This is a genomic window from Nostoc sp. S13 (genome assembly GCF_029379315.1).
In the GTDB taxonomy this organism is placed as follows: Bacteria; Cyanobacteriota; Cyanobacteriia; order Cyanobacteriales; family Nostocaceae; genus Nostoc.
The window spans coordinates 27,096-50,734 of the sequence record NZ_JAQYWQ010000039.1; the positions used below are offsets into that span (position 1 = coordinate 27,096).

The 23,639-nt window shown below is 42.3% G+C and carries 25 protein-coding genes; 7 read left to right on the plus strand and 18 right to left on the minus strand.

Translation table 11 applies throughout. The features are described from left to right. The 9 genes from PUQ00_RS14450 to radA all read right to left on the minus strand — a co-directional run bounded on the left by PUQ00_RS14450 (nt 1) and on the right by radA (nt 7,159). On the minus strand, nt 1–1,248 hold the full coding sequence (locus PUQ00_RS14450; RefSeq protein WP_300417559.1) for a serine/threonine-protein kinase: 1,248 nt from the start codon (nt 1,246–1,248) through the stop codon (nt 1–3). Nucleotides 1,249–2,041: 793 nt separating this feature from the next. Continuing rightward, nucleotides 2,042–2,884, minus strand: coding sequence for a Uma2 family endonuclease (locus tag PUQ00_RS14455; protein WP_300417561.1), 843 nt, complete (start codon nt 2,882–2,884; stop codon nt 2,042–2,044). 205 nt (nt 2,885–3,089) lie between these two features. After that, nucleotides 3,090–3,221 carry a hypothetical protein gene (locus tag PUQ00_RS14460; RefSeq protein ID WP_300417564.1) on the minus strand — a complete coding sequence of 44 codons (132 nt, stop codon included), beginning with the start codon at nt 3,219–3,221 and terminating at the stop codon, nt 3,090–3,092. 112 nt (nt 3,222–3,333) lie between these two features. Further along, nucleotides 3,334–3,573 (minus strand): type II toxin-antitoxin system HicA family toxin, encoded by a 240-nt coding sequence (locus tag PUQ00_RS14465; protein WP_300417567.1) that lies wholly within the window; start codon nt 3,571–3,573, stop codon nt 3,334–3,336. Continuing rightward, nucleotides 3,573–3,797, minus strand: a complete 225-nt coding sequence (locus tag PUQ00_RS14470; RefSeq protein ID WP_300417569.1) for a hypothetical protein — start codon at nt 3,795–3,797, stop codon at nt 3,573–3,575. The genes PUQ00_RS14465 and PUQ00_RS14470 overlap by 1 nt, the downstream gene beginning before the upstream one ends. 305 nt (nt 3,798–4,102) lie before the next feature. Then, on the minus strand, nt 4,103–4,348 hold the full coding sequence (locus tag PUQ00_RS14475; protein WP_229492087.1) for a hypothetical protein: 246 nt from the start codon (nt 4,346–4,348) through the stop codon (nt 4,103–4,105). Next, nucleotides 4,332–4,607 (minus strand): BrnT family toxin, encoded by a 276-nt coding sequence (locus tag PUQ00_RS14480; RefSeq protein WP_300417574.1) that lies wholly within the window; start codon nt 4,605–4,607, stop codon nt 4,332–4,334. Before PUQ00_RS14480 ends, PUQ00_RS14475 begins: the two co-directional genes overlap by 17 nt. A 236-nt stretch (nt 4,608–4,843) precedes the next feature. Then, nucleotides 4,844–5,551, minus strand: a complete 708-nt coding sequence (locus tag PUQ00_RS14485) for a Uma2 family endonuclease (RefSeq protein WP_300417577.1) — start codon at nt 5,549–5,551, stop codon at nt 4,844–4,846. An 81-nt stretch (nt 5,552–5,632) separates the two neighbouring features. Next, on the minus strand, nt 5,633–7,159 hold the full coding sequence (gene radA / locus PUQ00_RS14490) for a DNA repair protein RadA (protein WP_300417580.1): 1,527 nt from the start codon (nt 7,157–7,159) through the stop codon (nt 5,633–5,635). A gap of 170 nt (nt 7,160–7,329) precedes the next feature. Here radA and rpaB point away from each other — a divergent pair, with 170 nt between their 5' ends. The 3 genes from rpaB to PUQ00_RS14505 all read left to right on the plus strand — a co-directional run bounded on the left by rpaB (nt 7,330) and on the right by PUQ00_RS14505 (nt 9,867). Beyond that, a complete protein-coding gene (gene rpaB, locus PUQ00_RS14495) occupies nt 7,330–8,058 on the plus strand; it encodes a response regulator transcription factor RpaB (protein WP_300417622.1) in 729 nt (242 codons plus the stop codon). A 134-nt stretch (nt 8,059–8,192) separates the two neighbouring features. Beyond that, nucleotides 8,193–8,831, plus strand: coding sequence for a cofactor assembly of complex C subunit B (locus tag PUQ00_RS14500; protein WP_300417583.1), 639 nt, complete (start codon nt 8,193–8,195; stop codon nt 8,829–8,831). 319 nt (nt 8,832–9,150) lie between these two features. Continuing rightward, the gene (locus PUQ00_RS14505; RefSeq protein ID WP_300417586.1) at nt 9,151–9,867 is read left to right on the plus strand and encodes a hypothetical protein; all 717 of its coding nucleotides are present in this window, start codon (nt 9,151–9,153) and stop codon (nt 9,865–9,867) included. A 462-nt stretch (nt 9,868–10,329) separates the two neighbouring features. On the opposite strand, the gene PUQ00_RS14510 is transcribed toward PUQ00_RS14505, so the two are convergent. Continuing rightward, a complete protein-coding gene (locus PUQ00_RS14510; protein WP_300413670.1) occupies nt 10,330–11,244 on the minus strand; it encodes a M48 family metallopeptidase in 915 nt (304 codons plus the stop codon). Between the two features lie 343 nt (nt 11,245–11,587). On the opposite strand from PUQ00_RS14510, the gene PUQ00_RS14515 reads away from it, so the two are divergent. Both PUQ00_RS14515 and PUQ00_RS14520 read left to right on the plus strand, forming a co-directional pair. Further along, entirely contained in the window at nt 11,588–12,073 is a 486-nt protein-coding gene (locus tag PUQ00_RS14515) for a DUF456 family protein (protein ID WP_300417624.1), read from the plus strand. A 557-nt stretch (nt 12,074–12,630) separates the two neighbouring features. After that, a complete protein-coding gene (locus PUQ00_RS14520; protein ID WP_300417588.1) occupies nt 12,631–13,287 on the plus strand; it encodes a PEP-CTERM sorting domain-containing protein in 657 nt (218 codons plus the stop codon). A gap of 160 nt (nt 13,288–13,447) precedes the next feature. Here PUQ00_RS14520 and nblB read toward each other — a convergent pair whose 3' ends face one another. The 8 genes from nblB to PUQ00_RS14560 form a co-directional block, all read right to left on the minus strand. Beyond that, nucleotides 13,448–14,113: a phycobilisome degradation protein NblB gene (gene nblB / locus PUQ00_RS14525; protein WP_300417591.1), complete on the minus strand. Its 666-nt coding sequence runs from the start codon at nt 14,111–14,113 to the stop codon at nt 13,448–13,450. Nucleotides 14,114–14,201: 88 nt separating this feature from the next. Then, nucleotides 14,202–14,666 (minus strand): CBS domain-containing protein, encoded by a 465-nt coding sequence (locus PUQ00_RS14530; protein WP_300417593.1) that lies wholly within the window; start codon nt 14,664–14,666, stop codon nt 14,202–14,204. Nucleotides 14,667–14,823: 157 nt separating this feature from the next. Continuing rightward, on the minus strand, nt 14,824–15,306 hold the full coding sequence (mutT, locus tag PUQ00_RS14535) for an 8-oxo-dGTP diphosphatase MutT (protein WP_300417596.1): 483 nt from the start codon (nt 15,304–15,306) through the stop codon (nt 14,824–14,826). Between the two features lie 329 nt (nt 15,307–15,635). Beyond that, nucleotides 15,636–15,980, minus strand: a complete 345-nt coding sequence (locus PUQ00_RS14540; protein ID WP_300417599.1) for a DUF760 domain-containing protein — start codon at nt 15,978–15,980, stop codon at nt 15,636–15,638. Nucleotides 15,981–16,232: 252 nt separating this feature from the next. Continuing rightward, nucleotides 16,233–17,189, minus strand: coding sequence for an RNA polymerase sigma factor, RpoD/SigA family (locus PUQ00_RS14545; RefSeq protein WP_300417602.1), 957 nt, complete (start codon nt 17,187–17,189; stop codon nt 16,233–16,235). A 615-nt stretch (nt 17,190–17,804) separates the two neighbouring features. Next, nucleotides 17,805–21,071, minus strand: coding sequence for a carbamoyl-phosphate synthase large subunit (gene carB / locus PUQ00_RS14550; protein ID WP_300417605.1), 3,267 nt, complete (start codon nt 21,069–21,071; stop codon nt 17,805–17,807). A gap of 546 nt (nt 21,072–21,617) precedes the next feature. After that, nucleotides 21,618–22,172 (minus strand): Dps family protein, encoded by a 555-nt coding sequence (locus PUQ00_RS14555; RefSeq protein WP_300417608.1) that lies wholly within the window; start codon nt 22,170–22,172, stop codon nt 21,618–21,620. 69 nt (nt 22,173–22,241) lie between these two features. Continuing rightward, entirely contained in the window at nt 22,242–22,508 is a 267-nt protein-coding gene (locus tag PUQ00_RS14560; RefSeq protein WP_300417611.1) for a hypothetical protein, read from the minus strand. Nucleotides 22,509–22,625: 117 nt separating this feature from the next. On the opposite strand from PUQ00_RS14560, the gene PUQ00_RS14565 reads away from it, so the two are divergent. Continuing rightward, on the plus strand, nt 22,626–22,874 hold the full coding sequence (locus PUQ00_RS14565) for an Asr1405/Asl0597 family protein (RefSeq protein WP_300417613.1): 249 nt from the start codon (nt 22,626–22,628) through the stop codon (nt 22,872–22,874). A gap of 74 nt (nt 22,875–22,948) precedes the next feature. Continuing rightward, entirely contained in the window at nt 22,949–23,608 is a 660-nt protein-coding gene (locus tag PUQ00_RS14570) for a (2Fe-2S) ferredoxin domain-containing protein (RefSeq protein WP_300417616.1), read from the plus strand. Nucleotides 23,609–23,639 lie beyond the last annotated feature (31 nt).

A 23,639-nucleotide genomic window follows, 5' to 3' on the forward strand; every position in this document is an offset into this window, starting at 1 on the left:
TCATGAGAATAAATTTTTTTTGAATTCAAAAGCTGCTTGAAAGTCAGGAATTTCCCTGGCTATGAGTTCAATAAATTGGTCAGGTGAAAGATCAGAATTTTGAGCTAATATTTCTTCTATAATCAGATTTGCCATTGGTCCGATATGGTAGGCTAACTCTTGCTGACAACGTTTGATAAATGCTGGTTTGAGAGAAGGTTGTTGTTCAATTCGCCCAATTTGCGGACTAGGAGGTGAACTAGCTGAACTAAAAATTGTTTCTCCAGGTTGTTTGTATGAGGGGGATATGGCCGACATAGCTTGAAATTCCGGGTTAAATACCGTGGGAGGCAAATCATCAACGATGATTGCGGGAGACATTGCCACTTCTGGTTCTCCGATACGCTCTAAATCTATAAGAACTTCCTTGGCTGTTTGGTATCGTTTGTTAGGTCTATCTGCCAACATATAATCGAGTACTTGAGCCAGACTATTAGCAACATAGGTATAATAACGCCAGTTCCATTCTAAGGAGTACTGATCCATTAATAAGGATGGATCTCTACCTGTGAGTAGTACAATAGCTGTTACCCCCAAAGCATAAAGGTCACTAGAGGGGGAACATAAGCCCAAGCTAATCTGTTCGCGGGGAGCATATCCTACTTTGCCTACAAGAGACATTTTGCCAACAAACGTTACTTGGTGGTTGGAACTTCTCCCCTCCTTCATGTCAGCAATTTGCTTGCCTACACCGAAATCAATCAGCACTGGCAGATCCTTGCCATCAGGTAACATGATGTTGTCAGGAGAAATATCTCGATGGATGATGTTGTGCTGGTGGACATATTCCAAAACAGGCAGCAGATTCTTTAGCCACTGGATAACTTCTTCTTGAGAAAAATTTCTTCCTTGACGTTGAAGTTCTCCCAATAGCCTAGAATACGTTTTACCGTCAACATACTCTTGTACTAGGAATAACCGACCATCTCCTTCAAAGCAAGCCAAAAACTTGGGAATTTGAGGATGTTGCAATTGATGAAGAATTTTTGCCTCTCTTTTAAATAAGTTACGATATTGTTCCAGTCCACTCTCCCCTGTGCCAATGGGTGCAAACTCCTTGAGAACACAAGCTTCATTAAATCGACGAGTGTCAAACGCCAAGTAAGTTCGCCCCAATCCTCCCTGTCCCAGAAGTTTTTGGATAATATAGCGGTTATCGATTAGAGTTCCAGCAGCTATTTCTGGCCTTGTCATCGGGGACTGTGACATCTCATCGCACTCCTAACGATTTTATTGTTGATAGATTATCTAGTTTGCTGAAAGTCAGAAACTCTAGCAGATAAAGGCTGATAACATGCTTCAAATTGAGATTAGCAGGACTATAGAGACAAGGAAATACACTTTTGTGGGATTTTTTAATAGTCTTGTGTTACCAAATAGAAGATTTTTACGTGAGTAGTTTTCCCATAGTACTTATATTTAAGTATTTTAGCAGCCGCAACATAACCAGTGTCTGCGGTAATATCTGCGAATATCGCCTTTGAGATTTGCTGCTGAACCTTATCTACCCCTAGTAACCCAATTAATAATGAGTTTGGGAACAGTAAGGATATAGCATGACCTGATGGTTTTTCAGAAAAACTGACTTTTAACTTTTGAATGAGTGACTTTTGACTTCCCCGTTCGCGTAGCGTCTCCAAGAGTTGGGGCTGACGTAGCTATAGACTTCCTGAGGGAAATATTATATGTATTTCAAGTGCTGAATATGCGTTAGCGCAGCTCGTCTTAGACATCGCATTCAAAAATTAATCTTTATGGGAGGCAATATCGTTATCAAATAACTGCTTCGGCATCGGCTATCAAACTTTTCAGTAGAGGTAATTCCTCAAAAGCAGAAAATGATGCTGCGTATCAGAAAAGACTGATGAAGCTACAATAATTCATCTATAGCAATCCGATTTGATTCTTGAACTTATTTGCGTAGGCAGGGAGTAGGGAGTAGGGAATGGGGAATCAGCCCTTTCGAGTTGTACGGAGTTTTTTCAAAAATAAAATAGGAGTCCTATAGTTCATCAGGATTCACACCTAACTGACGCAAACGTTCTGCTAATTGTTCTGCTTTTCGTTTGGCTTGAGCAGCTTCTTGTTTAGCTGCTGTAGCTTCTTGTTTAGCTGCTGTAGCTTCTTGTTCCGCAATGATAGCTCGTTCAGTTGCAGCAGCAGCTTCCTCTGTGGGTGCGGGAATTAATTCTCCCGCCAAAGTGAACCACCTTAACCACAACCTTTCAATATCTCGAAATGAACCCTGCCATAAGCCTAAACTTAAATCTATTTCTGGCATTAGTAAGCGCCCTTCGTCCAAATTCATCGGTTCATAGTGACCGCCTACTAACTGAAAAGCCCGAAGTTCATTAGTATAGCGACTAAAAACAACATAGTACGGAATCCGCAAAATTCGTTCATAAACTTCCCATTTGCTAGGAGGTTTATCTGCTGCACTTTCTCTTCTTGTGCCTAAATCTTCGTCTTCCGTACCTGGAGATAACAACTCAATAACAACGAAGGGATTTGCTGGCTCTTGCCAAGTTACATAACTTAACCGTAAGTCTTGCCCTTTGTATAACTTTCCTACCCCGACTACACCAAACCAATCTGGGCGCTTATACCACAAAGGATGCTGTAAATCATAGTAGAGATTAAGGTCAGCAGCACTGTAAACTAGTTCGGGGTTCCAGTTAATGGGCTGAAAAGTTAAGTATAAAAGTAAGGGTTGTAAAAAGTGAAAATCGTCTGGCAAGCCTGGTTCCTCTGGGTTGTCACTTGGTAAATCATACATCGTTGGTAGAGTTTCCCAAGGAGGAAGCGGCGGATCAGATTGAGGAATATAGTGGGGAGAAGAAGTCATATTTTTTATTCTTCAAGAGAAGACTATATTTAGCTGGATGCGTTGACGCAGTTTTTCCCTATCGTTGCCATATCTGGATATTACCGCCATATTCGCCAATGGCTAACAACTGTCCATTTGCGTTGAAGGAAATGGAATGAACTTGCCAAGAAGCAATATTGCTTGGCTCTGCAATTCCTTTTGCAGTTTCCAGTAGGCGTTACTACTAGGCAACCCTTGCACGCAACTCATTACTTTGGTTTCTAGCGAGGTAGGTAATGCCAATTCCACCTCCACCCAATTCTCTTTCGATTATGTAGCGATCGCTAAACAACTGCTGCCTTGGATTCCACGCCATTGGTAAAAACCGTAGTTTTACTGATCTTTATTTTGGCACACCATAAATACGAGTTTTTGCTAAGGTTGATGTGTAAACTTTGTATGCAATGTCTCTACATTAAGTTTTTTACTCAACTTTGCTCATCAGCTGTTAAGAATTCATCCCGCGAGATACCCACTTGAGTGCAAATTGATCTTAATGTCCCTGATTTAATTTGAGATTGATTAGGCATTAGCAATGGTGTCTGCGATCGATCTTCATTTTCTCGCGCCATGACAATATGTTCACGTTCCCGAATAATCCGAAATCCTAACAACTCAAATGCTTTGATAACTCTCTTTTTCGGAGCATCGACAGGAAACTTCGGCATTAAATAGCCACCTCTGCCTCTGCCAAAAATACCTCAATTACTGGTGAGTCATCTTCGAGCATTTTTTTGCCAAATATCTCAATGTAGCAGCGAATAGCTGACTTGACATCGGCTAAGGCTTCTTCATAACTGTTACCTTGACCAACTATAGCCCCTTTTATACCAAGAGGATAGGCAACATAACCGTCAGAATGTTTTTCGATAATAATTTTGATTTGTTTCATTGCTAGGGCGTTTGGCAAAGGAGATTTTAGGCGATTCTGATGGAGCCGAGCAGTATATTCAATCGTAATCAACCTATGGCGATCGCATTTTTAGACTAAATGGGGCGTAGGCGTAGCCCGTCGTAGACATCGCTTTTGCTCGACAATATGATCGGGGAGCGTGATTAGCAAAAGCGAGAATAATTCATCTGGGGTATGTCAAACCTAAATTTGCTTTAACGTTCCCAATCATCCCTCGCAGATAACCTTTCGGCGGTCGGATGCATTGGGATTATGCGAGGTTTTTACGCAGTTTAGGCTAATAGCTATGCCTCTTTTGATACAGCTACAGACTGTACACCTGTTTGGGATGATGTTTGTTGAATCAATCTTATCAATAGGCGCAGCCCTTCATTAACTGCCCCAGAATCTGGAAAAATTGCTGCTACATCGGGATCTAACTGGACAGTTAGGGTGGATCGTTTGCGCCCTTGACCCCGTGCTATAACTGGGAGTTGAGTAAAGTCGTATTCAGGACGTAAGTCATCATCCATTTCAAAGGTCTGACTCATAAGCTTTGCGTTCCTTACGGGTAGCTGGACGGGCACTAATTAAGCGCGTGGTGTCTGCACGGTCAGTATAAGCGACAACTAGTAATTGCCCTTTGGCTGATTCTCCCATAATAATGAAACGTTGCTCTTGAAGGGAGTGTTCTGGATCGGCAAAGGTTAAAAACAGCGGATCGTCAAACACAGAAGTAGCTTCATCAAAAGAAACATTATGCTTGGCAAGGTTGCTTTTGGCTTTTTCTTCGTTCCAATCAAATACCATGTTTCTAATTTGCAACGACTTCTTTTCCCAAGCCAAAACTTTAAGCAATGCTGATGGAGCCTACAATAAGCGGTATATCCAATTGTAATAAACTTATGGCGATCGCAGTTGTTAAACCATCGTCTTGCCTAACAACTGGTATTCAGCCCTACTTAATCATTTGTGAGAAATTAAGATCCCCAACTTGTTTGACAAATCGGGGATCAGTGGCTTTCAATTTTTCCTAAAACATTTCATCACACTTCTGGTTCAATCCCCGCCGCCCGCAATTGTGCTACTAGTCGTTCGGCACGTTGGCGTTCCTGTTCAGCTAACTCCGAACCCCAAAGCAGAAGGTTTCCTTGTTCATCCCACCACCGTAACCACTTTCCGGCGTGATTTTCACGAGTACCTTGCCACACCCCAAGGTAAAGATTCATTTCTGCTATCCAGTAGCGTTGATTTTCATTAGGCTCTTGCAAGATGTACTGTTCTGTGCTTTGTAAGCGATACATCTCGAAACTACCACTGTCTGGTTCAAAGATGATGTAGTTTGGTACTTTTAAGATGCGCTCATAGAAAAACCATTTTCCTGGGGGATATGTCGCTTTGATAGAATACTCTGTCTCCTGTGTATCGGAAATAAATTCCATCACAATTACTGGCATTTCTCCTTGTAGCTGGGGAGTGTAACTGCGTTTTACCTCTTGGCGTTCAACACGAATATTAGGTATGTATGCCCAATCAGGAGCTTTGATGACCATTCTGCCATTCAAGGTGGCGCAAATGCCATAATTGGTTGGAGTTAGGGCGTTAACTGAAATTTTTCCCGCTAATTGTAGGCTTTCCGTGAGTGCAGCAGCTAAGGCTGGTTGATTGATATTGTCCCCTGGATCATCTGGAAGTTTGTAATCATCGGGTAGTTTTTCCCAAGTGATTTGGTAATCTTGGGTGAGGGTTGTCATGATCGGTTTTCCTTCGATGTGTAAAAGGGACTGAAGACTAGGGACTGTTTTCCTAAGTACCCAGTTCTGAAACGGCTATGCTTACTCATCTTCATCGGGTTCTAAATCGTCGGCTGTCAATTCCTGATGCGGGATGGCGGCGATAATCGCATCTATTACTTTAGATACTTGCAAAATCTCAATATTGAGGTCGGGAAATTTTGTCCCTTTTGGCACGATCGCTCGTTTAAATCCTAACTTAGCCGCTTCTTTCAACCGCAATTCCATTTGGGAAACCGATCGCACTTGTCCGCCTAACCCAACTTCCCCAATCAATACTGTACCGGGATCAACTATGCGATCGCGGAAACTGGCAACGATCGCGATCGCGATTCCCAAATCTACTGCCGGTTCTTCCACATTCAATCCACCCGCAGAAGCAACATAGGAATCTAACTTGGACATGGGAATTCCCACCCGTTTTTCTAAGACGGCGAGAATTTGCACTAGGCGGTTATAGTCTACGCCAGTTCCAGCACGCCGAGGAGAAGGGTAGCTGGTGGGACTCACCAAAGCTTGCAATTCCACAACTATCGGGCGAGTACCTTCGCAAGCCACGACAATGGCAGTACCGGGAGCAGGATCGTCACGGTTGCCTAAAAATAGCTCTGAGGGATTGGAGACTTCTCGCAGTCCCTCCGCTACCATTTCAAAGATGCCGATTTCGTGAGTTGCACCGAAGCGGTTTTTTACTGTCCGTAATAACCGATGGGAGGCAAAGCGATCGCCTTCAAAATACAACACAGTATCAACTAAATGTTCTAAGACTTTTGGCCCGGCGATCGCTCCTTCTTTGGTAACGTGTCCCACAATCAGCATAGTGACATCTTCGTGCTTCGCAACCTTCATTAGTGCTGCCGTACATTCCCGTACCTGAGCCACTGAACCTGGTGCAGAAGTCAGCGCCGGAAAAAACACAGTTTGAATACTATCAATCACTGCCACGTTTGGTTTTAGAGAGTCTATTTCCCGTAAAATTTCTTCTAAATCTGTTTCTGGCAGTATATATAAATCTGCACCGATACTATCAGGGTCTATGGGTAGTGTAGTATCTAGTACTACTGTTCCCTTCTCCTCCTTCACCACATTTAGGGTTTTTGATACTCCCAAACGAGAAGCTCGTAATTTTACCTGCTGTCCCGATTCTTCACCAGTTACGTAAAGGATGCGATATTTCTGTGCTAATTGATTTGATACTTGCAGCAATAAAGTCGATTTACCGATACCCGGATCACCACCAATCAGCACCATAGAACCTGGGACAACCCCACCCCCAAGCACTCGATCCAATTCTCCATAACCAGACTCCCATCGAGCAATTTGGCGATCGGTAATTTGGTCAAATGTTAAGGAGGCTCGCGCTTTAGCTGGTTTAGCGTGAGATTTGCCATTGGTTTGAGTTGATTGCCAACTACTCACTCCCCCGCGACTGGGTACATCTACTGAAGACTGGATAGTAATTTGTTCTTCTAGAGAATTGTATGTGCCGCAACCTGGACACTTACCAAACCACTGGGGAGATTCTGCTCCACATTCGTTACAAACATAAAAGGTTTTTGGCTTTGCCATTCTTAAATCTTATTAAATAATCTTAATATTTACTTAATTCGGAAAAAAAACTAAAATCCAATCATAGTAGTATTTAGAGCTTTTTCCAAATCCATTGATGGAATGATATCTTAATATTATGGTATTAAAAATTAATCATGTAAATTTTTAGTGAAGGAGCCTTGAAAAACTTGGAAAGCCATAAAGAAAAAATCTTGGTGGTAGACGACGAAGCCAGCATTCGCCGGATTTTGGAAACGCGCCTTTCCATGATTGGCTACGATGTCGTGACGGCTGGCGACGGGGAAGAAGCTTTAGAAACTTTTCGCAAAACTGATCCTGACCTGGTAGTTTTGGATGTAATGATGCCAAAGCTCGACGGCTATGGTGTATGTCAAGAATTACGAAAAGAATCAGATGTCCCGATTATTATGCTAACAGCCTTGGGTGATGTAGCTGATCGGATCACTGGGCTAGAATTGGGTGCTGATGACTATGTAGTTAAACCATTTTCCCCCAAGGAGCTAGAAGCTCGAATTCGCTCGGTGTTGCGGCGGGTAGACAAAACCAGTGGTTCTGGCATTCCTAGTTCTGGGGTGATCCATGTCGCTAATATTAAAATCGATACGAATAAGCGACAAGTCTACAAAGGTGATGAGCGGATTCGATTGACGGGTATGGAGTTCAGCTTGTTAGAGTTGTTAGTTAGCCGCTCTGGAGAACCTTTTTCTCGTTCAGAAATTTTGCAGGAAGTTTGGGGTTATACACCAGAACGTCATGTAGATACCCGTGTAGTAGATGTGCATATATCCCGTTTGCGGGCAAAGTTAGAAGATGATCCTAGCAACCCAGAATTGATTCTCACAGCGCGGGGTACTGGTTATCTTTTCCAGCGGATTATTGAACCAGGGGAGGAGTGACGAGATGAGGGAGCAGGGGAGCAGAGGAGAATAATTAATACCCAATGCCCAACACTTCGACTTACCTCGGCTCCGCTCGGCACGAGTCGCTCAGTACAAGTGCCCAATGACTAATGACTAATGACTAATGACTAATGACCAAACCTGATCCTAATCGAGTTTTGCGGCGTCTACCCATTGTCGTGGGTGGGATAGGCGCTGTGCTTTTGCTGATTAACCGTTTATTGACACCGGAATTAACCCAGTCTCAATCGCGTGGTGATGTGGTGGGTGTAATTTTGAGTGCGGTGTTAATTTTGACGGGTTTAATTTGGCAGCAAGTTCAGCCGCGATCGCCTGATACTGTAGAACTAATTGGAGAAGAAGGTTTTGTACTAGCAGCAGATTTACCGGAAGCAGTGAAAACAGAGCTAGCCTGGGCATCTCATTTATTGTTGACTAATACAATAACGCGATCGCTTGTGGTTTTTTATCAAGGTAAAGTTTTGTTGCGTCGTGGGATTCTGGGTACTAAATCTGAGGTTGTACCAGGAGTAATCTTAAAACAGGTACTCGAAAAACAAAAGCCGATTTATCTAGTTGCGCTAAAAGTGTATCCAGGTAGGGTTGAATTTGATTATTTACCAGAAAATACTCAAGGTGTAATTTGTCAACCTATTGGCAACCAAGGTGCGCTAATTTTGGCAGCGAATGCTCCTCGCAGTTATACTAAACAAGATGAAAACTGGATTGCGGGAATTGCTGATAAACTTGCTGTGACTCTTAATAGTTAGGTTATTCGCTACTTTAGAAGTCAGACAATTTTAGATTTTGGGATATTTACCTGTGATTCCACTTAAAAATTTCAAACAAATACACCCATTAAGTCTGAGTGCACAGAAGCAGGTTGGATCTAAAACTCAATTACGTGTGTCGATTGGAGATGAGAAAAAACCAGGAGCAGGTTTACCCAGAGAATGGCCGCAACTTGATTTTTCAGCAATGATTTAGTCGGGATGAAGCTGTCCACTACCAATAATATAGAGTTACAAACACAACTTGCAATTGTGAACAAAAATTGGATTTCGTCAGATATTTTTTACCCTAAATATAATGTTTACGCATTTCAATGCTAACTTCACGCGCATAGATGAGATAGTTCCTAATATATATAAGCTTTCTATCTCAAATAATAAAAAGTTTGTTTTCAGTCAATTCCTTATCCTTGATGAGCGCCCTATGCTTATTCATACGGGTCGCTCAAATTGGTTCGAGCAAACTTATCAGCTTGTTTCGTCTGTCTGTGACCCTTCAAAACTTCATTACATTGCCTTTTGTCACCTTGAGGCTGATGAGTGCGGAGCGCTTAATCAGTGGCTTGAAGCAGCTCCGCAAGCCAAAACAATTGTGAGTCCTCTAAATCAATCGAACATGGATGACTTTGCATTGAGACCAACAACGGTTCTTAATAATAACAAAGCTCTTTCCTTGGGTAAAAGAGATATCATACTTATTGAAACTCCTCATTTTCCTCATGGATGGGAGGGTTGTGTATTCTATCAGCCGCAAGAGGAGATGCTTTTTTGTTCCGATCTGGCGGCTCACCCTGGTCAGTTCGAGGAACCTGTTACCGAGAAGGATCTTACAGAATCTATCATTAAGTTTCAGCAAAAAGTCGGGTTTATGTCTGAAGGCAAAAGCTTCACTCGAGGGATTGAAGCAATAGAGAAGCTACCCATTAAGTACCTTGCAACAATGCATGGTTCTATTATCCACGGTGAGTCCATCTCGAAGCTTCTTTCAAAAATGAAACAAACCTTTGGTTCTTAAAGCAACTAAATTTATTTATGGGGTTCTTACTTTTAACTTTTCAATGAGTGACTTTTGACCGAAAACGAAAAGGGTACAAGCCCCTAAATTTATTTATGGAGAACAGAAAAAATGTATTTCGAGACGTAGAGCGCGAGAAATACTAAGTCATTATTACAAGCTCCTCTCTTACAAAGTTCTGATGCCTGCGGCGGGCTGTGCCAACGAAGGAAACCTCCGCTCAGACTTTGCGCTAAATTGATTTATGGGGATTATTAATTTTTAATTTTTAATTTTTAATTTTTAATTCCCCGAAGGGGTTGACTTCCCCGTTCGCGTAGCGTCTCCAAGAGTTGGGGCTGACTCTATGCTCAATCAAAGGATTTGGAATTGCTGATAGCACATTAATTAGCAATTCATTGAGCGTCACAAACCTATTTTGAATTGAAAAATTTAATTTAAAATCGGTAATTTAAAATATAATCACCAAGAAGTCAAAAAATTCCACCCCTCCTTTTCTTCCGGTGTCTTTCCTTCTTTTTCTTCCGGTTCTTCTGGTGTCTTTAAATTTTTCTGTTGAATTACATTCTCATATTCTCCTGAATCAACCCATTTTAATAACTCACCAGCCCGCATAACTACCCAGGAAAGCCCGGGTTCTGTATAGCTTAATATTTTGGTAACTTTATCAACAGTATCAAAGCTATTGGATGCAAACTCACGGGCTTGGACGAGAAAATCTTCGATTACAGCAGTAGTCAAGTACTCATCTGGCAAACCTGCAAGTTTCATCAGTGTAATAGTTGCGACGTCAATATCCTGACAAGCCAGCAAACCAGCCCGATCAGCAGTGAATCTAGCCATCATCCGCCAATTATACAAACCCAGTTCCATTCCACTAGCTACCAAACCACCTACCCCCAGTGTGGTACTGCTCAACAAATTTTTCAAAGTTGGCATAACAATTGCCATTTGGTGATAAACCATATGCTGACTCTTGATGCGAGCGACTTCGTGTCCGAAAACGTAAAGCAACTCATCTGCGCCAAGCCACTCCATTGCATCTAAATTGATACCGACAAGGGGTTTTTCCACCCCAACAATGTAGGTTTCAATGTGACCTGTGCCTCTAAACAGATACAGTTCAGGAACTGGAACAACATCAAGAATTTCGCAGGTTTCTACAAATGCTTGATACAATTGGGGAAAATTACGGGGCGAAATTCTAATTTCACTACCAAGGCTTTGTAGCCTGAGTAGGCGATCGATGCCGTATTCATTAATTTTTTTGAGTAGCAAGGAGACACCGGGCATATTTTGCAAAGAAGCCAAGGCTTTGCGATCGAAGGGGTGTTCGTAGACTTTTGAACTCAGTCCAGTTAATAATTTTCTCGTCATGGGTTTTGAGCTTTATCTTGGAGTGTTTGGGAACTTCAGTTACTCAATACGAACGGCTTGTGCTTTCACTAGGCCTGTCGCTAGGGGTTTGGGTAGTAAACAAATCGCAAGTAGCGCCCCTACTAATGACTAACTGACTCGGAAATTTGGAAATTTACAATTTTATCTATGCAAATTACTTATTGGCTATTAGACTTATCCGGAAATGAGAACTTTATTTGGCTGAAACCTAGCTCTGGAGAGGGTTTTAGAGGTTCCTGTTTTATATAAGCTAAAAAGCCAGCTATGTAAGGGTTTCAGCTATTTTGAGGTTTATTTGTGGATAAGTCTATTAGTTGCGGTAATGGTTGTAGGTGTTATCGGTGCCGTAGTTCCAGCTATTCCGGGTAGCAGCTTAATTTTAATTGCAATTATCGTCTGGGGAATCGTTAGTAGTTCTTTTGCAGCTATCAAGATTCCACTAATTGTGACAATTATAGTTTTACTGCTCAGTGTCGGAGTGGATTTTTTAGCTAGCTATGTGGGAGCAAGACAAGCAGGAGCTAGCAAGTGGGGGCAAATTGGCGCAATTGTCGGTTTGATCGTGGGATTTTTAGGATTATTGCCAACGTTGCCTTTTGGGGGTCCACTGTTAGGAATTTTACTAGGGCCGCTTTTGGGAGCAATTATTGGAGAGTACTTTTACCGACGTGAATTCATGTTGGCAGTTAAAGCGGGTATAGGAATTATAGTCGGCTCTTTGGTTGGAAATTTGATTCAAGGGTTGTTAGCGATCGCCGCAGTTGTAGTTTTTGTTGTGACAACTTGGCCACAAGTATTTGGCTCTTAGGATTTGGAAAATCTGAGAGATTTTAGAACAGAGGTAATAGCTAGCAGTTAGCAGTTAGCTATTTATTACAAACATTCAATTTGATACAAAAACTGTCCATAGTAAACAAATACAGAGGTTCCCCTCATTTTTTCTAGGAGAGGAACCGTTTCAGTAAATATTAGTAAGTGGAGAGATTATAGATACACTGCATACTCCATTTATCTAAAATGTGGCTGAATAGATTTAAGTATTAAAAATTATCAGTATTTCAATTATACGTAAATTAACTTTCTTAAAGTCAGAGCGATCACCAACAATTTAAACCGGATAAATGAAAGATATACAAAGCGCAGATATATCAGAAATTAAAATTTCATGAAGGATAGTAATGCCTTAAAGATGTGATGAAGACCACTAAGTAAATCTTGCAGGGTCTAAATCTATGTGATTTTATGGAGATAAGAAATAGATCACGCAAGCTTCGCTTTCACTGACAGTATTTTTTATAAATTACTGAGATTAAAAGTAAAGCAATTGCTCTAATTTAAACTTATTACTAGGAGCCTCAAACAAGAATGATTGGTTTTAAATCTACATTACTAAATGCAACTTTAGCCGTTACTGCTGCACTCCCTTTAGCTACTGGGTTTTTTACCTCTGCTGGATCTGCTCAAGCTGCTGCACTCAATGGGAGTTTTAATTACGGTGGTGCTGGGTTTCCTGCTACTACAGTTACAGTGTCAAATACATTGTTACAATTTACCCCTAACCCTGGTTTAGCTTCTCTAGCATTACAAACTGGAAGTTTTACAGCATTTGACGCAGCTCACATATTCAATGTTACTACTAACCCCTTAACATCGGGTTCTCTTTTTCTTGACTTAGGTGTATTTGCAACTTCTAGTACTTTAGGAGATGGAGTAAATACATTTAGTTTAACGTCTTTGGGAACCCCAACATTCACAAAACAGAACGCAGGAACAGATATAAATTTGAATTACGTTGGATTCTTTGATGATGGATCTGGTAACAAAACCAATGGAACGGGATATATCACTTTTTCTACTCAAGATAATGATGCAGCAAATGACTACACATCTGGTAAAGCATTCAAAGCCACTTTTACTGGTCTTGCAATAACTACCGTTCCTGAACCAGCTGCATTATTAGGCTTAGGTGGAGTAGGTGCAGTAATGGCTATGTCTCGCCGCCGTAAGAGTTTCGTTCAATAGACCTATCCTAAATATAAAAAAGTGACTTTTAGCAACTAAAAGTCACTCTAATTTCTTAATTCGATCTGACTGGAATGCAAAATTTACCAACCAGATCGAATTTTTTTATCCTCTCAGATAAATCTATATTAAAGGTGAATTTTCTTAACATGAGATAGACTTAAACTGATTGCAAAGAATTTTTGGCTTCAGTTGCGATCGCTTCTACTTGATCATTAGCCAGAGTTTCTAATATAGATTTAGCTTCTGCATTACCCAAGCGAGCCAAGGCTTGTACAAGTCTGTAACGAATTTGCCAATCTGGATTGGTAGCATAGGGAGCCAATAAGGCAACTGCTTGTACATCTCCCAAGTCACCCAAAGAACTAATAGCAGCAGTTTGGACTAATTCGTTTTCTGATGAGAGTGCCTCTTTGAGTAGTTCAAAGGCTCGTGGATCGCCTAACTCTCCTAATGTAGCAATGATACTGAATTGTATTAGCCATTCACCAGTTGTATGATAAAGCAACTGCAAATCTTCAAAAGCTTCGCGTAACTTCAAAGCACCCAAACAATCTGCTGCTGCTGCTTGGACATCTACTTCGGAGTCATGAAGTAAGCGATCGCGCAAGATATCCAAGGATAACTGTAAATCCTGCGTTCCGAGTGTATCCATTTGACTCACCGCCGAGTAACGGACACGAGAATTGCGATCGCCAATAGCATTTTGAATTAATTCAAAGCCGATCGCAGGTTCCAGTTGGCGGATTTGATTTACTGCACGTAAGCGATCGCCTAAATCCTCAGAACTGAGCAATTGCTTAACAGACTCCGGAGTAATACTCATTTAGTTATCCTTGATTTTCAAAGGTATAAAAAAAACTGTCATTAGTCAACAGTCAAAAAACTCTGGACTAATGACAAATGACAACTGACTAATCTTGACTTGCTGCCATTGCCCGAATAATATCACCACGAGTGAGGATACCAATTACTTGATCCGTGCTGTCAAGTACTGGCAAGCGGTGAACACTGCGATCGTGCATGATTGTGGCTGCTTCCTTTAAAGTTTTATCAGGGGAAATAGCGATCGGGTTTTTACTCATTACCTCCCCAACGGTTTGCCCTAGTGCCTTGTGCAAATCACGATCATAAGTAGCAGGATTTTTTAAATAGATAACGCTATCAAGAAACATAATGTACGCAGGTGGAGTAACACCAGTTTCTTGCCACATCAAATCTGTTTCTGAGATAATGCCCACCAATTTACCGACATCATCCACAACAGGTAGTCCGCTGATATGGCGTTCTGCGAGAATTTGGATAGCTTCCTTCAGTGGAGTTTCCGCCCGGACGACAATTGGATCGCGGCTCATCACATCGGCAACGGTTTTAGGCATTTATTTGCTGACACCTTTAATCAAAGTTCCTGCGCCTATTGTAGAAAATTGCGGGACTCAACCTGATGCAATTAATAGATTGTTACGCTATTGGGCATTGGGCATTAGGCATTGGGCATTGGGTATTGGGCATTGGGCATTGGCCATTGGTCATTTGTCATTTGTCATTGGAGAAAAGTCTATCTCCCTCATCTCCCTCATCCCCACTGCCCACTCCCCACTCCCCACTCCCTTTTAAAGCAGCAATAATTTGAGTATTTGCTTTCGGAAAAGTAAACTGCTCCAGTTCTTCCAAAATTACCCAGCGAATTTCATCGGATTCCAAAGGTTGGGGAACACCTGTAACATGGCGGCAATGATGTACTGTGAGGGTAACGCGCAAGTCTGTATAGGTATGGTCAATAGTAATCAGATGCTCTCCCACTTCAATTACTATTCCCAGTTCTTCGGAAATTTCCCGTTGAATACACTCGCTGATAGTTTCACCAGGCTCAATTTTACCACCAGGAAATTCCCACAAGCCACCCATCGCTCCTTCTGGACGACGGCGATCGATTAAAATTTGCTTTTGGTCATTCCAAATTACTGCAACACCAATGATTTTATGGGGTGGGAAAGAACTAGAACTGGTTTCACGCATTGTTAATTGGGGAAATCGGGACTAGGGAAAGAATTCCTGACTTTTGACTCTTGACTAATAACAAAACTCGGCAAGCTGCTTTGAACTCTGCCGAGTTTTAATTTATTGCCAACTTAGTCTACCTTTGTTACCTTATCCACAAATGTGTATTAATCATTTAGAAATACGCCTCTAGTTGAACTAATCACCAAATTACAAGAGTTCACAGATAGCCAAATTCAAAAATAGCCCCTAAATTTATTTATGGGGATTGTTAATTTTGAATTCGTAGAGAAGCGACGCGACTAGCTATCAGCCCGACAATATTAAATTTCACAAATTTTATATTTCTAGTCAACTTCGCTATTGTTGGTTTCAGATCCTTGTACGGCGACTTCAAAACTCATTCTCTGTTCCGCGTTACGCAAGAAATAACCACTAATCATCGCCGAGGCGAGAAGCCGACCCAGATTTTCCCGATTTGTGGTTACAGTAACACCAAAGTGTTCTGAAGGTAGATTTCCCAACAGTCCCGTAATATTACGTTCCATCACCTGAAAAACTTCGGCAGACGTGGGTTTGGATAGCTGGGTAACTGTCTCTGGACTTAAGGATTTAACGTACTGCCATAGTAAATCGCTAGTTTCTGAATCGCTATTAAAAAACTCTGAGACACGATTGGATGGGTTATTCATTTTTTAGTTCCTTAACTACCATTACTGGCTGACGTGCTTATGATTTGAATATTAAATACCTGTTTTGGATTTGACTTAGCTAGCTATTTGGTCTTCCTGTTAACTAATGTAACAGGCTAGGGTAAGAGTGGAAGTAGGTGTAACCGTACCAAAGTCAGCGTATTTTCTCACCTTAATCATTAACAAATAAACTGAGAAGTGACAAGTTAATTTAAAACTCATCACTCCTCATTCTTAACTCCTAACTTTCCCCTAACTTGCCAAATATTCATCCATGCTGGCTTTAGACTTGCGAAGTTTGGTTAAGGCTTCTCGCTCAATTTGCCGGACTCGTTCCCGGCTGATGTTCAGTATTTCACCAATTCTAGCCAGAGTCAGCGCTTGCCCATCAGTTAAGCCAAAGCGCAGCGTGATCACTTCTCTCTGTTGTGGCGTGAGATCCCCCATCAGGCGATCTAAGTCATAAGATAGAGAAGATTGCATGACAAACTCTTCGGGAGATGCTCCTGGATCTTCCAGCATTTCTCCAAGTTCGGTGTCGTAATTATCACCCAGCCGCAAATCCAAGGAAAGGGGCAAACGCGCCTTTTCTAGATACTCTCGTACTTGTTTGGGGGTCAATTCTAATTCTTGAGCTAGCTCACCAGCTGTGGGAGCGCGTCCCAACTTTTGAGACAATTGGCGCTGTGCTTTTTTAATCTTATTTAATTTTTCGGTTATGTGGATAGGCAGCCGAATGGTACGAGCTTTTTCGGCTATAGCACGAGTGATCGCTTGCCGAATCCACCAATAGGCATAGGTAGAAAACCTATAGCCTTTGGTGGGGTCAAACTTCTCTACGCCCCGTTGCATACCAATACTACCTTCTTGGATCAAGTCCAGTAAATCGACGTTGCGCTTTATGTACTTTTTGGCAACGGACACTACCAGCCGCAAATTGGCTTCTACCATCTTGCGCTTGGCAATTTCACCATCAGCGATCGCTTCGTTCAACTCTGCTGGTTCTAGCTTTGTCGCTTTGGCCCACTCTTCTAGAGTCGGTTGACGACCTAACTGGGTGACAAGATATTCTCTTGATTGATGCAAAGCGCAGGAACGTTGCACCTGTTTACCATAGAAAATCTCTTCCTCGTGGGTTAAGAGTGGCACACGGCCAATCTCACGCAGGTAAGTCCGCACGAGGTCTGTGGCTGTCTGAGCGGTCTTCATGGCGCTACTCTTTGGTAATGATGGGTTTGGCGGTAGGGTCATTAACGGATAGATGCTTTGTTAGGGTGCTACCCAGTTTGACTGGGAACCCATGCTCTGGTTTGCAACTTACGCGCCCGATCAACTCGTCGGCTGCTCATAATAATCAAATTTGGGCTACTAACTGCTAAAAATTACAGTTATTTCCTACTTTTCACAAGTATCTATAGTTAGATAAAAGGTAGCTTCTTAAACATTTTTCTATTGGAACCTTATTAACAATTGTAACATTTATGAGAATGTTTTGGCTAGATGGCGGCATGAAATTTCCTGACTGTTCCAGTTCATGCAATGTCGCCCTTTTCCTCAAGGCTGACTAGAAGTCAATTTAAGAAATTATCTAGCTCAAAGTAAGCTTCCTCATATTTGTCAAAATATCTCAATGAGAACTATAGTCATTCTCTTATAACAATTGCTTAATTTTTTCTGGGAATGGGGAATAGGGAATGGGGCATGGGGCATGGGGCATGGGGCATGGGGCATGGGGCATGGGGCATGGGGCATTGGGCATTGATTATTCTCTTTGTCCCCCTTATCCCCACTCCCTAGTACAGACGCGATTAATCGCGTCTCTCCCTACTCCTTGAAGATCGCGCAGTAATCTTGGATGGCTTTGACATCCAAAGTCGTATTTTGTAAGGAATGGATGGCGGCGACGGTAGCTTTTGCGCCGGCAATCGTAGTAATGATCGGAATTTTGTAAGCTAAGGCTGTGCGACGGATTAACCTAGCATCAGTCTGGGCTTCTTCCCCTGAAGGTGTGTTGATAATAAGTTGGATTTTTTGGTTTTTGATCGCATCTAGGACGTGGGGACGACCTTCATGGAGTTTCAACACCAACTCAATATCTAATCCCTGTTCGAGAAGAACTCGCCGTGTACCAAGTGTAGCCATCACTTTAAAGCCCAAATCGATAAATTCTTTCACCACAGCACCCGCAGCAGCTTTATCGCGATCGCTCATTGATACAAATACGGTTCCCGTCAGTGGTAAACTCTCCCCAGCACCCATTTCCGCTTTGGCAAAGGCACGGCCAAAGTCACTGTCAATCCCCATCACCTCACCAGTGGATCGCATTTCTGGGCCCAATATTGTATCAGTTCCAGGGAATTTATTAAAGGGTAATACTGCTTCTTTGACAGCAATGTGGGTTGGGATAACTTCCTCGGTGAAATGTAGTTCCTCTAAGGTTTTGCCTGACATAATTAAGGATGCTAGTTTCGCCAACTGTACGCCCGTTGCTTTAGAAACAAAGGGGACTGTGCGAGAGGCGCGGGGGTTGGCTTCCAGAATGTAAACTTGGGGAGAATAGCTGCTTGCGCCGACAACGGCAAATTGAATATTCATCAGTCCCACAACTGACAGCGCTTGTGCTAGCTGCACCGTCCAAGTGCGAATTTGATTGAGAACTGCTGGTGATAGGGAAATAGAAGGTAAAGAACAAGCGGAATCTCCTGAGTGAATCCCTGCTTGTTCGATGTGTTCCATGATGCCACCAATCACTACCCTTCCTGTATGATCAGCGATCGCATCGACATCGACTTCAATCGCGTTTTCCAAAAACTTATCAATTAAAATCGGATGTTCTGGTTCCACTAGTACCGCAAAGGTCATGTAGCGTTCCAACTCAGTATCGGAATAAACGATTTCCATCGCCCGTCCCCCCAACACGTAACTGGGACGCACTACCACTGGATAGCCAATGCGTTTGGCGACAATCAGCGCATCTTCGTAACTCCGAGCGATACCATTGGGTGGTTGGGCAATATTCAACTGTTGGAGAATCTTTTCAAACCGCTCCCGGTTTTCTGCCATGTCGATGGAATCTGGTGATGTACCCCAAATTTTAGTAATCAGTCCAGAGGTGTCATTGTTAAGAAACTCTTGTAATGGGAGAGCCAACTTTAGCGGTGTTTGCCCGCCAAACTGGATGATCACCCCGACTGGATTTTCAATTTCGATGATGTTAAGAACATCTTCTTTTGTTAACGGCTCAAAGTAAAGGCGATCGCTGGTATCGTAATCTGTCGAAACTGTCTCTGGGTTGGAATTGACCATAATTGTCTCATACCCCGCTTCCTTCAAGGCATAGGCGGCGTGACAACAACAATAATCAAACTCAATTCCCTGACCAATGCGGTTGGGGCCACCACCCAAAATCAACACTTTTGGCTTGGTTGCGGGCATTACCTCTGTTTCTTCTTCGTAGGTAGAATAGTAATAAGGAGTAAACGCTTCAAACTCGGCGGCGCAGGTATCTACGGTTTTGTAAACTGGGATAATCCCTAGTGACTTGCGGTAGGTGCGAACTTCATCTTCGGTGGTTTTGGTGGCATAGGCAATCTGGCGATCGCTATATCCGTCCCGCTTCACTTCATAAAATTGCTCTTTTGTCAATTGCTGCAAAGGTGTCCGCTTGAGAAATTTCTCCACATCTAGCAGTTGCTGCAATTTATCCAAGAACCATCGGTCAATACCAGTGAGTTCGTAGATTTCCTCAATGGTCATCCCTTGCTGCAAGGCATGGCGCACGGCGAAAATGCGATCGGGGTTGGGTGTCCGCAATTGGGCGCGAATTTGTTCACCACTGGGTAATTTTTCGGCTTTGTCGCAACCCCAACCAGCACGTCCTGTTTCTAGCGATCGCAACGCCTTTTGAAAGGATTCATTGAACGTCCGCCCAATTGCCATTGCTTCCCCGACTGACTTCATTTGGGTTGTCAGCACTGGTTCTGAACCGGGGAACTTTTCAAAGGCGAAGCGGGGGATTTTTGTCACCACATAGTCAATTGTCGGCTCAAAGGACGCGGGAGTTTTCTTGGTGATGTCATTTTGAATTTCATCCAGGGTGTAGCCCACAGCCAATTTTGCGGCAATTTTAGCGATCGGGAAACCTGTGGCTTTGGAAGATAAAGCCGAACTGCGGGAAACGCGGGGGTTCATCTCAATTACAACTACATCCCCATTAACCGGATTGACGGCAAATTGAATATTAGAACCGCCAGTTTCCACACCGATCTCGTGGATGATCTTAATTGCCATATCGCGCAGCCTTTGATATTCTTTATCAGTGAGGGTTTGCGCGGGAGCGACGGTAATCGAGTCCCCGGTGTGGATACCCATAGGGTCAAGGTTTTCGATGGAGCAGATAATCACCACGTTATCTGCCAAATCACGCATCACTTCAAGTTCGTATTCTTTCCAGCCGAGTAAAGACTGGTCAATGAGAATTTGCGAAACGGGGCTGGCATCTATACCTACCTGCGCCATTTCTTCAAATTCTTCTTGGTTGTAGGCAATACCGCCGCCACTTCCACCCATTGTGAAAGCTGGACGAATAATTAGGGGATAAGTACCAATTTGACGGGCAACAGCTTTGGCTTCTTCCAAAGATTCGGCTGTGTCGCTAGGACACACAGCTATTCCAATTCTTGCCATTGCCTGACCAAACAGTTTTCGATCTTCAGCTTTTTCGATCGCTGGTAATTTAGCGCCGATTAACTCAACGCCGTACTTTTCTAACACTCCATTTTTGGCTAAAGCAACGGCGAGATTGAGGGCGGTTTGTCCTCCCATCGTCGGTAGTAGAGCATCAGGGCGTTCTTTCTCGATCACTTTTTCGACCAATTCCGGTGTCAGCGGCTCAATGTAAGTGCGATCGGCTGTTTCCGGGTCGGTCATAATCGTTGCAGGGTTGGAGTTGACCAAAATCACCTCATAGCCTTCTTCTCGCAGAGCTTTGCAGGCTTGAGTGCCAGAGTAGTCAAACTCACAGGCTTGTCCGATCACAATTGGACCAGAGCCTAACAGTAGAATCTTCCGGAGGTCGTCACGGCGGGGCATAGTAGTTGCCTTGGAGTACGAGAATACAAATCCTGATTATTTTAAGGGTCTTTACCCCCTATAGTGCTTTTTATTATTAAGTTTTCTAAGTTTGATTGTAGAGAGGGAGTGGGGAGATAAGGGAGATAAGGGGGACAAGGGAGATAAGCAAGACAAGGGAGACAAGGAAAATTAAGTATGCCCAATTCTCAATGCCCAAGGATTATTTTGTATTTATAATTTTATTTAATTTTGATGCTTAAATTTATTAAGCTTTTGCAAATCTTTCTTCTTTAACTTGATGATAGCTTGCAACGGATGGTGATTTATTTTTGCATCTACCTATCTGATTGTTCAGCACAAATAAATTTCTTAGATAAAAATTTATCTTAACTAGCTAATTGCTAAATATTTTCAATGTTAAATATTATGTGTATATGTTTACTTAGATTAAAAATGGCAGAGAGATAAGGATACCATTCTCTGCCATTTTTTATAATATTTTAAGAGTTAGTGCTGCCAACTTTTTCTTTCAGTCTAGCTAGACAAATCTAGATTATGAGAGTTTTAGCTTTGAGCAGCTTGGACAAACCCTAATGTTAAGCTGTCTTTGGCGAGGAAGTGAGACAAATGATAAGCACGTTCCTCAGCTTTCAACAAAATCTTTTCGTAGAGATAGCGTGTGCCTCGATCTCCCAAACTCTCTGCCTGAGCAGCTTGACGCCGAATTACGCCAATAATGGCTTGTTCTGCCCCTAGGTCATTTTCTACCATTTGGCGAGACGAATATACGCCTTCAGATTCTTGCTCAAAACAGGTTAATTCTGCTAGTTTGCTGAAGGTCGCTACTGGCACACCACCCAGTCCATCCAAGCGTTCTCCAATTTCATGAACGTGGTCTTGTACTTGGTTGTAGCTTTCGTTAAAAAACTCATGCAGAGAGTAAAATTCTGAGCCTTCAACTACAAAATGATGCTTTTGGTACTGCAAGTACAGTGCTTGGAAACTAGCTAATACAACGTTGAATCCTTCTGTAACTGGAGCAGTTACGCTGTGATCCAGCAACACGGGATTGTCATATACATGACCAAAATTTCGTAACAAAGTTTGCGTTTCAGACATTATGCTCCTCGCTCTTTAGCAGTTAATAGATTTTAACTGCTTATTGTTTACATATTAACATTTTAATAATTAAGAGCAAGCTAATTCGCCATCACAATATTTTGTATTTTTGCTGACTAAAATTCTCAATTTTATTATTTGTTGGATGATGTTATGCTCATCAAGTTGCATGTATTTATGATTATTTTTGACATAAAAACTTAAGTGTGGATATTTACCCGGACAGTGGGGAGTAGGAGAAGACAGGGTAGAATTTTCCCCTTGTCGCCCTTGTCTGGGTGATCCTGCTGTGTGCGATCGCTGCAAAAATTTTATTTTTTCCAAAATTAATGACAATTATTTGCACTTAATGTATGCTGGTGTTGAAAGGCTAAACTCCTAAGATTTTACAAAAAGCAAAGAGTTAAATCGCGGTAGTTACCGCAAGTTTGTTGCACTTTGAGGGCAATTTTCTTGAAATCATTTAGTTCAGAAATAGAAATAAAGCACCTTGTAGAGGTGAATTGGGCAGACCGCTGGCAAATCTATCAACGCCTAAAGGAATTAAACATTCCTTGTAGTTGTGCGGCTAACCAGCCATTGAAAGTTGAAATTGGCAATCCTAGTGCGGCTGTTCAACTTTGGAGTGTGATCCGGGGATTTACTGTCTCCCGTCAAGATCAGATTTTGACTCTTGAACGTTGCTGGTATACTCGTTACTAAATAGTTATAATATGCGGCTGCTGGTGAAAATATCTCGCTTGATAGCTTGTTTTAGTTAAAAATAGGTCAAAAAAATGAGTGCATCCCACACTACAGAAGTATCAGAGTTTTGCCTTGAAGGCAGATTTATAGAATTTGTTATTAAAGATGGTTATAAGCTTAAAGGCTTACTGTTGGAGACTCATGAGGGTGAGTCTTACATTAAACTAGCTAAACATTTACGGGCTGCTTTTGATTTGCGCCTACCACCAGGTACTTGGCTAGAAGTTGTTGGTTATAAAGAATACGATATAAAAAAAGACAAAGTTACACTGAAAGCTGAACGTGTGATGGCGGCGCGTTCTGAGATGGCAAGAGTTCACACGACTACTCCAGTACAAGAACCCCCATCTATTGATGATGTCAAGGTAAAACCAGCTAAAACTAAAGCCACGATTTTGGTGTGTCAAAAGTCTGATTGCATGAAACGTGGCGGCAAAGAAGTTTGTCAGGCGTTGGAGGCTGTTTTAAGCGATCGCGGTTTAGAAGACCAAGTTACAATCAAGGGCACTGGTTGTATGAAGAACTGTAAAGCTGGGCCTAACTTAGTAATGCCCGATAAAACCCGCCATAGCCGAATTCAAGCCTCACAAGTCCCGGCGCTGATGAATCAGCATTTTGGTGACAAAAGTTTGTCAGTACAGCCTGAGAATTTAAGGGAAGTGGTGATATCTAATAGACTTATCCGGAAATGAGAACTTTATTTGGCTGAAACCTAGCTCTGGA

Bases quoted from the DNA above. Each gene is read 5' to 3' on its own strand.
- PUQ00_RS14460 (WP_300417564.1), bottom strand. From the start codon at position 3,221: ATGGCGTGGAATCCAAGGCAGCAGTTGTTTAGCGATCGCTACATAATC.
- nblB (WP_300417591.1), bottom strand. From the start codon at position 14,113: ATGAGTATTACTCCGGAGTCTGTTAAGCAATTGCTCAGTTCTGAGGAT.
- PUQ00_RS14480 (WP_300417574.1), bottom strand. From the start codon at position 4,607: ATGGTATTTGATTGGAACGAAGAAAAAGCCAAAAGCAACCTTGCCAAG.
- PUQ00_RS14570 (WP_300417616.1), top strand. From the start codon at position 22,949: ATGAGTGCATCCCACACTACAGAAGTATCAGAGTTTTGCCTTGAAGGC.
- PUQ00_RS14530 (WP_300417593.1), bottom strand. From the start codon at position 14,666: ATGCCTAAAACCGTTGCCGATGTGATGAGCCGCGATCCAATTGTCGTC.
- PUQ00_RS14465 (WP_300417567.1), bottom strand. From the start codon at position 3,573: ATGCCGAAGTTTCCTGTCGATGCTCCGAAAAAGAGAGTTATCAAAGCA.
- carB (WP_300417605.1), bottom strand. From the start codon at position 21,071: ATGCCCCGCCGTGACGACCTCCGGAAGATTCTACTGTTAGGCTCTGGT.
- PUQ00_RS14455 (WP_300417561.1), bottom strand. From the start codon at position 2,884: ATGACTTCTTCTCCCCACTATATTCCTCAATCTGATCCGCCGCTTCCT.
- PUQ00_RS14500 (WP_300417583.1), top strand. From the start codon at position 8,193: ATGACCAAACCTGATCCTAATCGAGTTTTGCGGCGTCTACCCATTGTC.
- PUQ00_RS14515 (WP_300417624.1), top strand. From the start codon at position 11,588: ATGGTTGTAGGTGTTATCGGTGCCGTAGTTCCAGCTATTCCGGGTAGC.
- PUQ00_RS14520 (WP_300417588.1), top strand. From the start codon at position 12,631: ATGATTGGTTTTAAATCTACATTACTAAATGCAACTTTAGCCGTTACT.
- PUQ00_RS14485 (WP_300417577.1), bottom strand. From the start codon at position 5,551: ATGACAACCCTCACCCAAGATTACCAAATCACTTGGGAAAAACTACCC.
- PUQ00_RS14555 (WP_300417608.1), bottom strand. From the start codon at position 22,172: ATGTCTGAAACGCAAACTTTGTTACGAAATTTTGGTCATGTATATGAC.
- PUQ00_RS14475 (WP_229492087.1), bottom strand. From the start codon at position 4,348: ATGAGTCAGACCTTTGAAATGGATGATGACTTACGTCCTGAATACGAC.
- mutT (WP_300417596.1), bottom strand. From the start codon at position 15,306: ATGCGTGAAACCAGTTCTAGTTCTTTCCCACCCCATAAAATCATTGGT.
- PUQ00_RS14540 (WP_300417599.1), bottom strand. From the start codon at position 15,980: ATGAATAACCCATCCAATCGTGTCTCAGAGTTTTTTAATAGCGATTCA.
- PUQ00_RS14470 (WP_300417569.1), bottom strand. From the start codon at position 3,797: ATGAAACAAATCAAAATTATTATCGAAAAACATTCTGACGGTTATGTT.
- PUQ00_RS14450 (WP_300417559.1), bottom strand. From the start codon at position 1,248: ATGTCACAGTCCCCGATGACAAGGCCAGAAATAGCTGCTGGAACTCTA.
- PUQ00_RS14505 (WP_300417586.1), top strand. From the start codon at position 9,151: ATGTTTACGCATTTCAATGCTAACTTCACGCGCATAGATGAGATAGTT.
- PUQ00_RS14510 (WP_300413670.1), bottom strand. From the start codon at position 11,244: ATGACGAGAAAATTATTAACTGGACTGAGTTCAAAAGTCTACGAACAC.
- radA (WP_300417580.1), bottom strand. From the start codon at position 7,159: ATGGCAAAGCCAAAAACCTTTTATGTTTGTAACGAATGTGGAGCAGAA.
- PUQ00_RS14545 (WP_300417602.1), bottom strand. From the start codon at position 17,189: ATGAAGACCGCTCAGACAGCCACAGACCTCGTGCGGACTTACCTGCGT.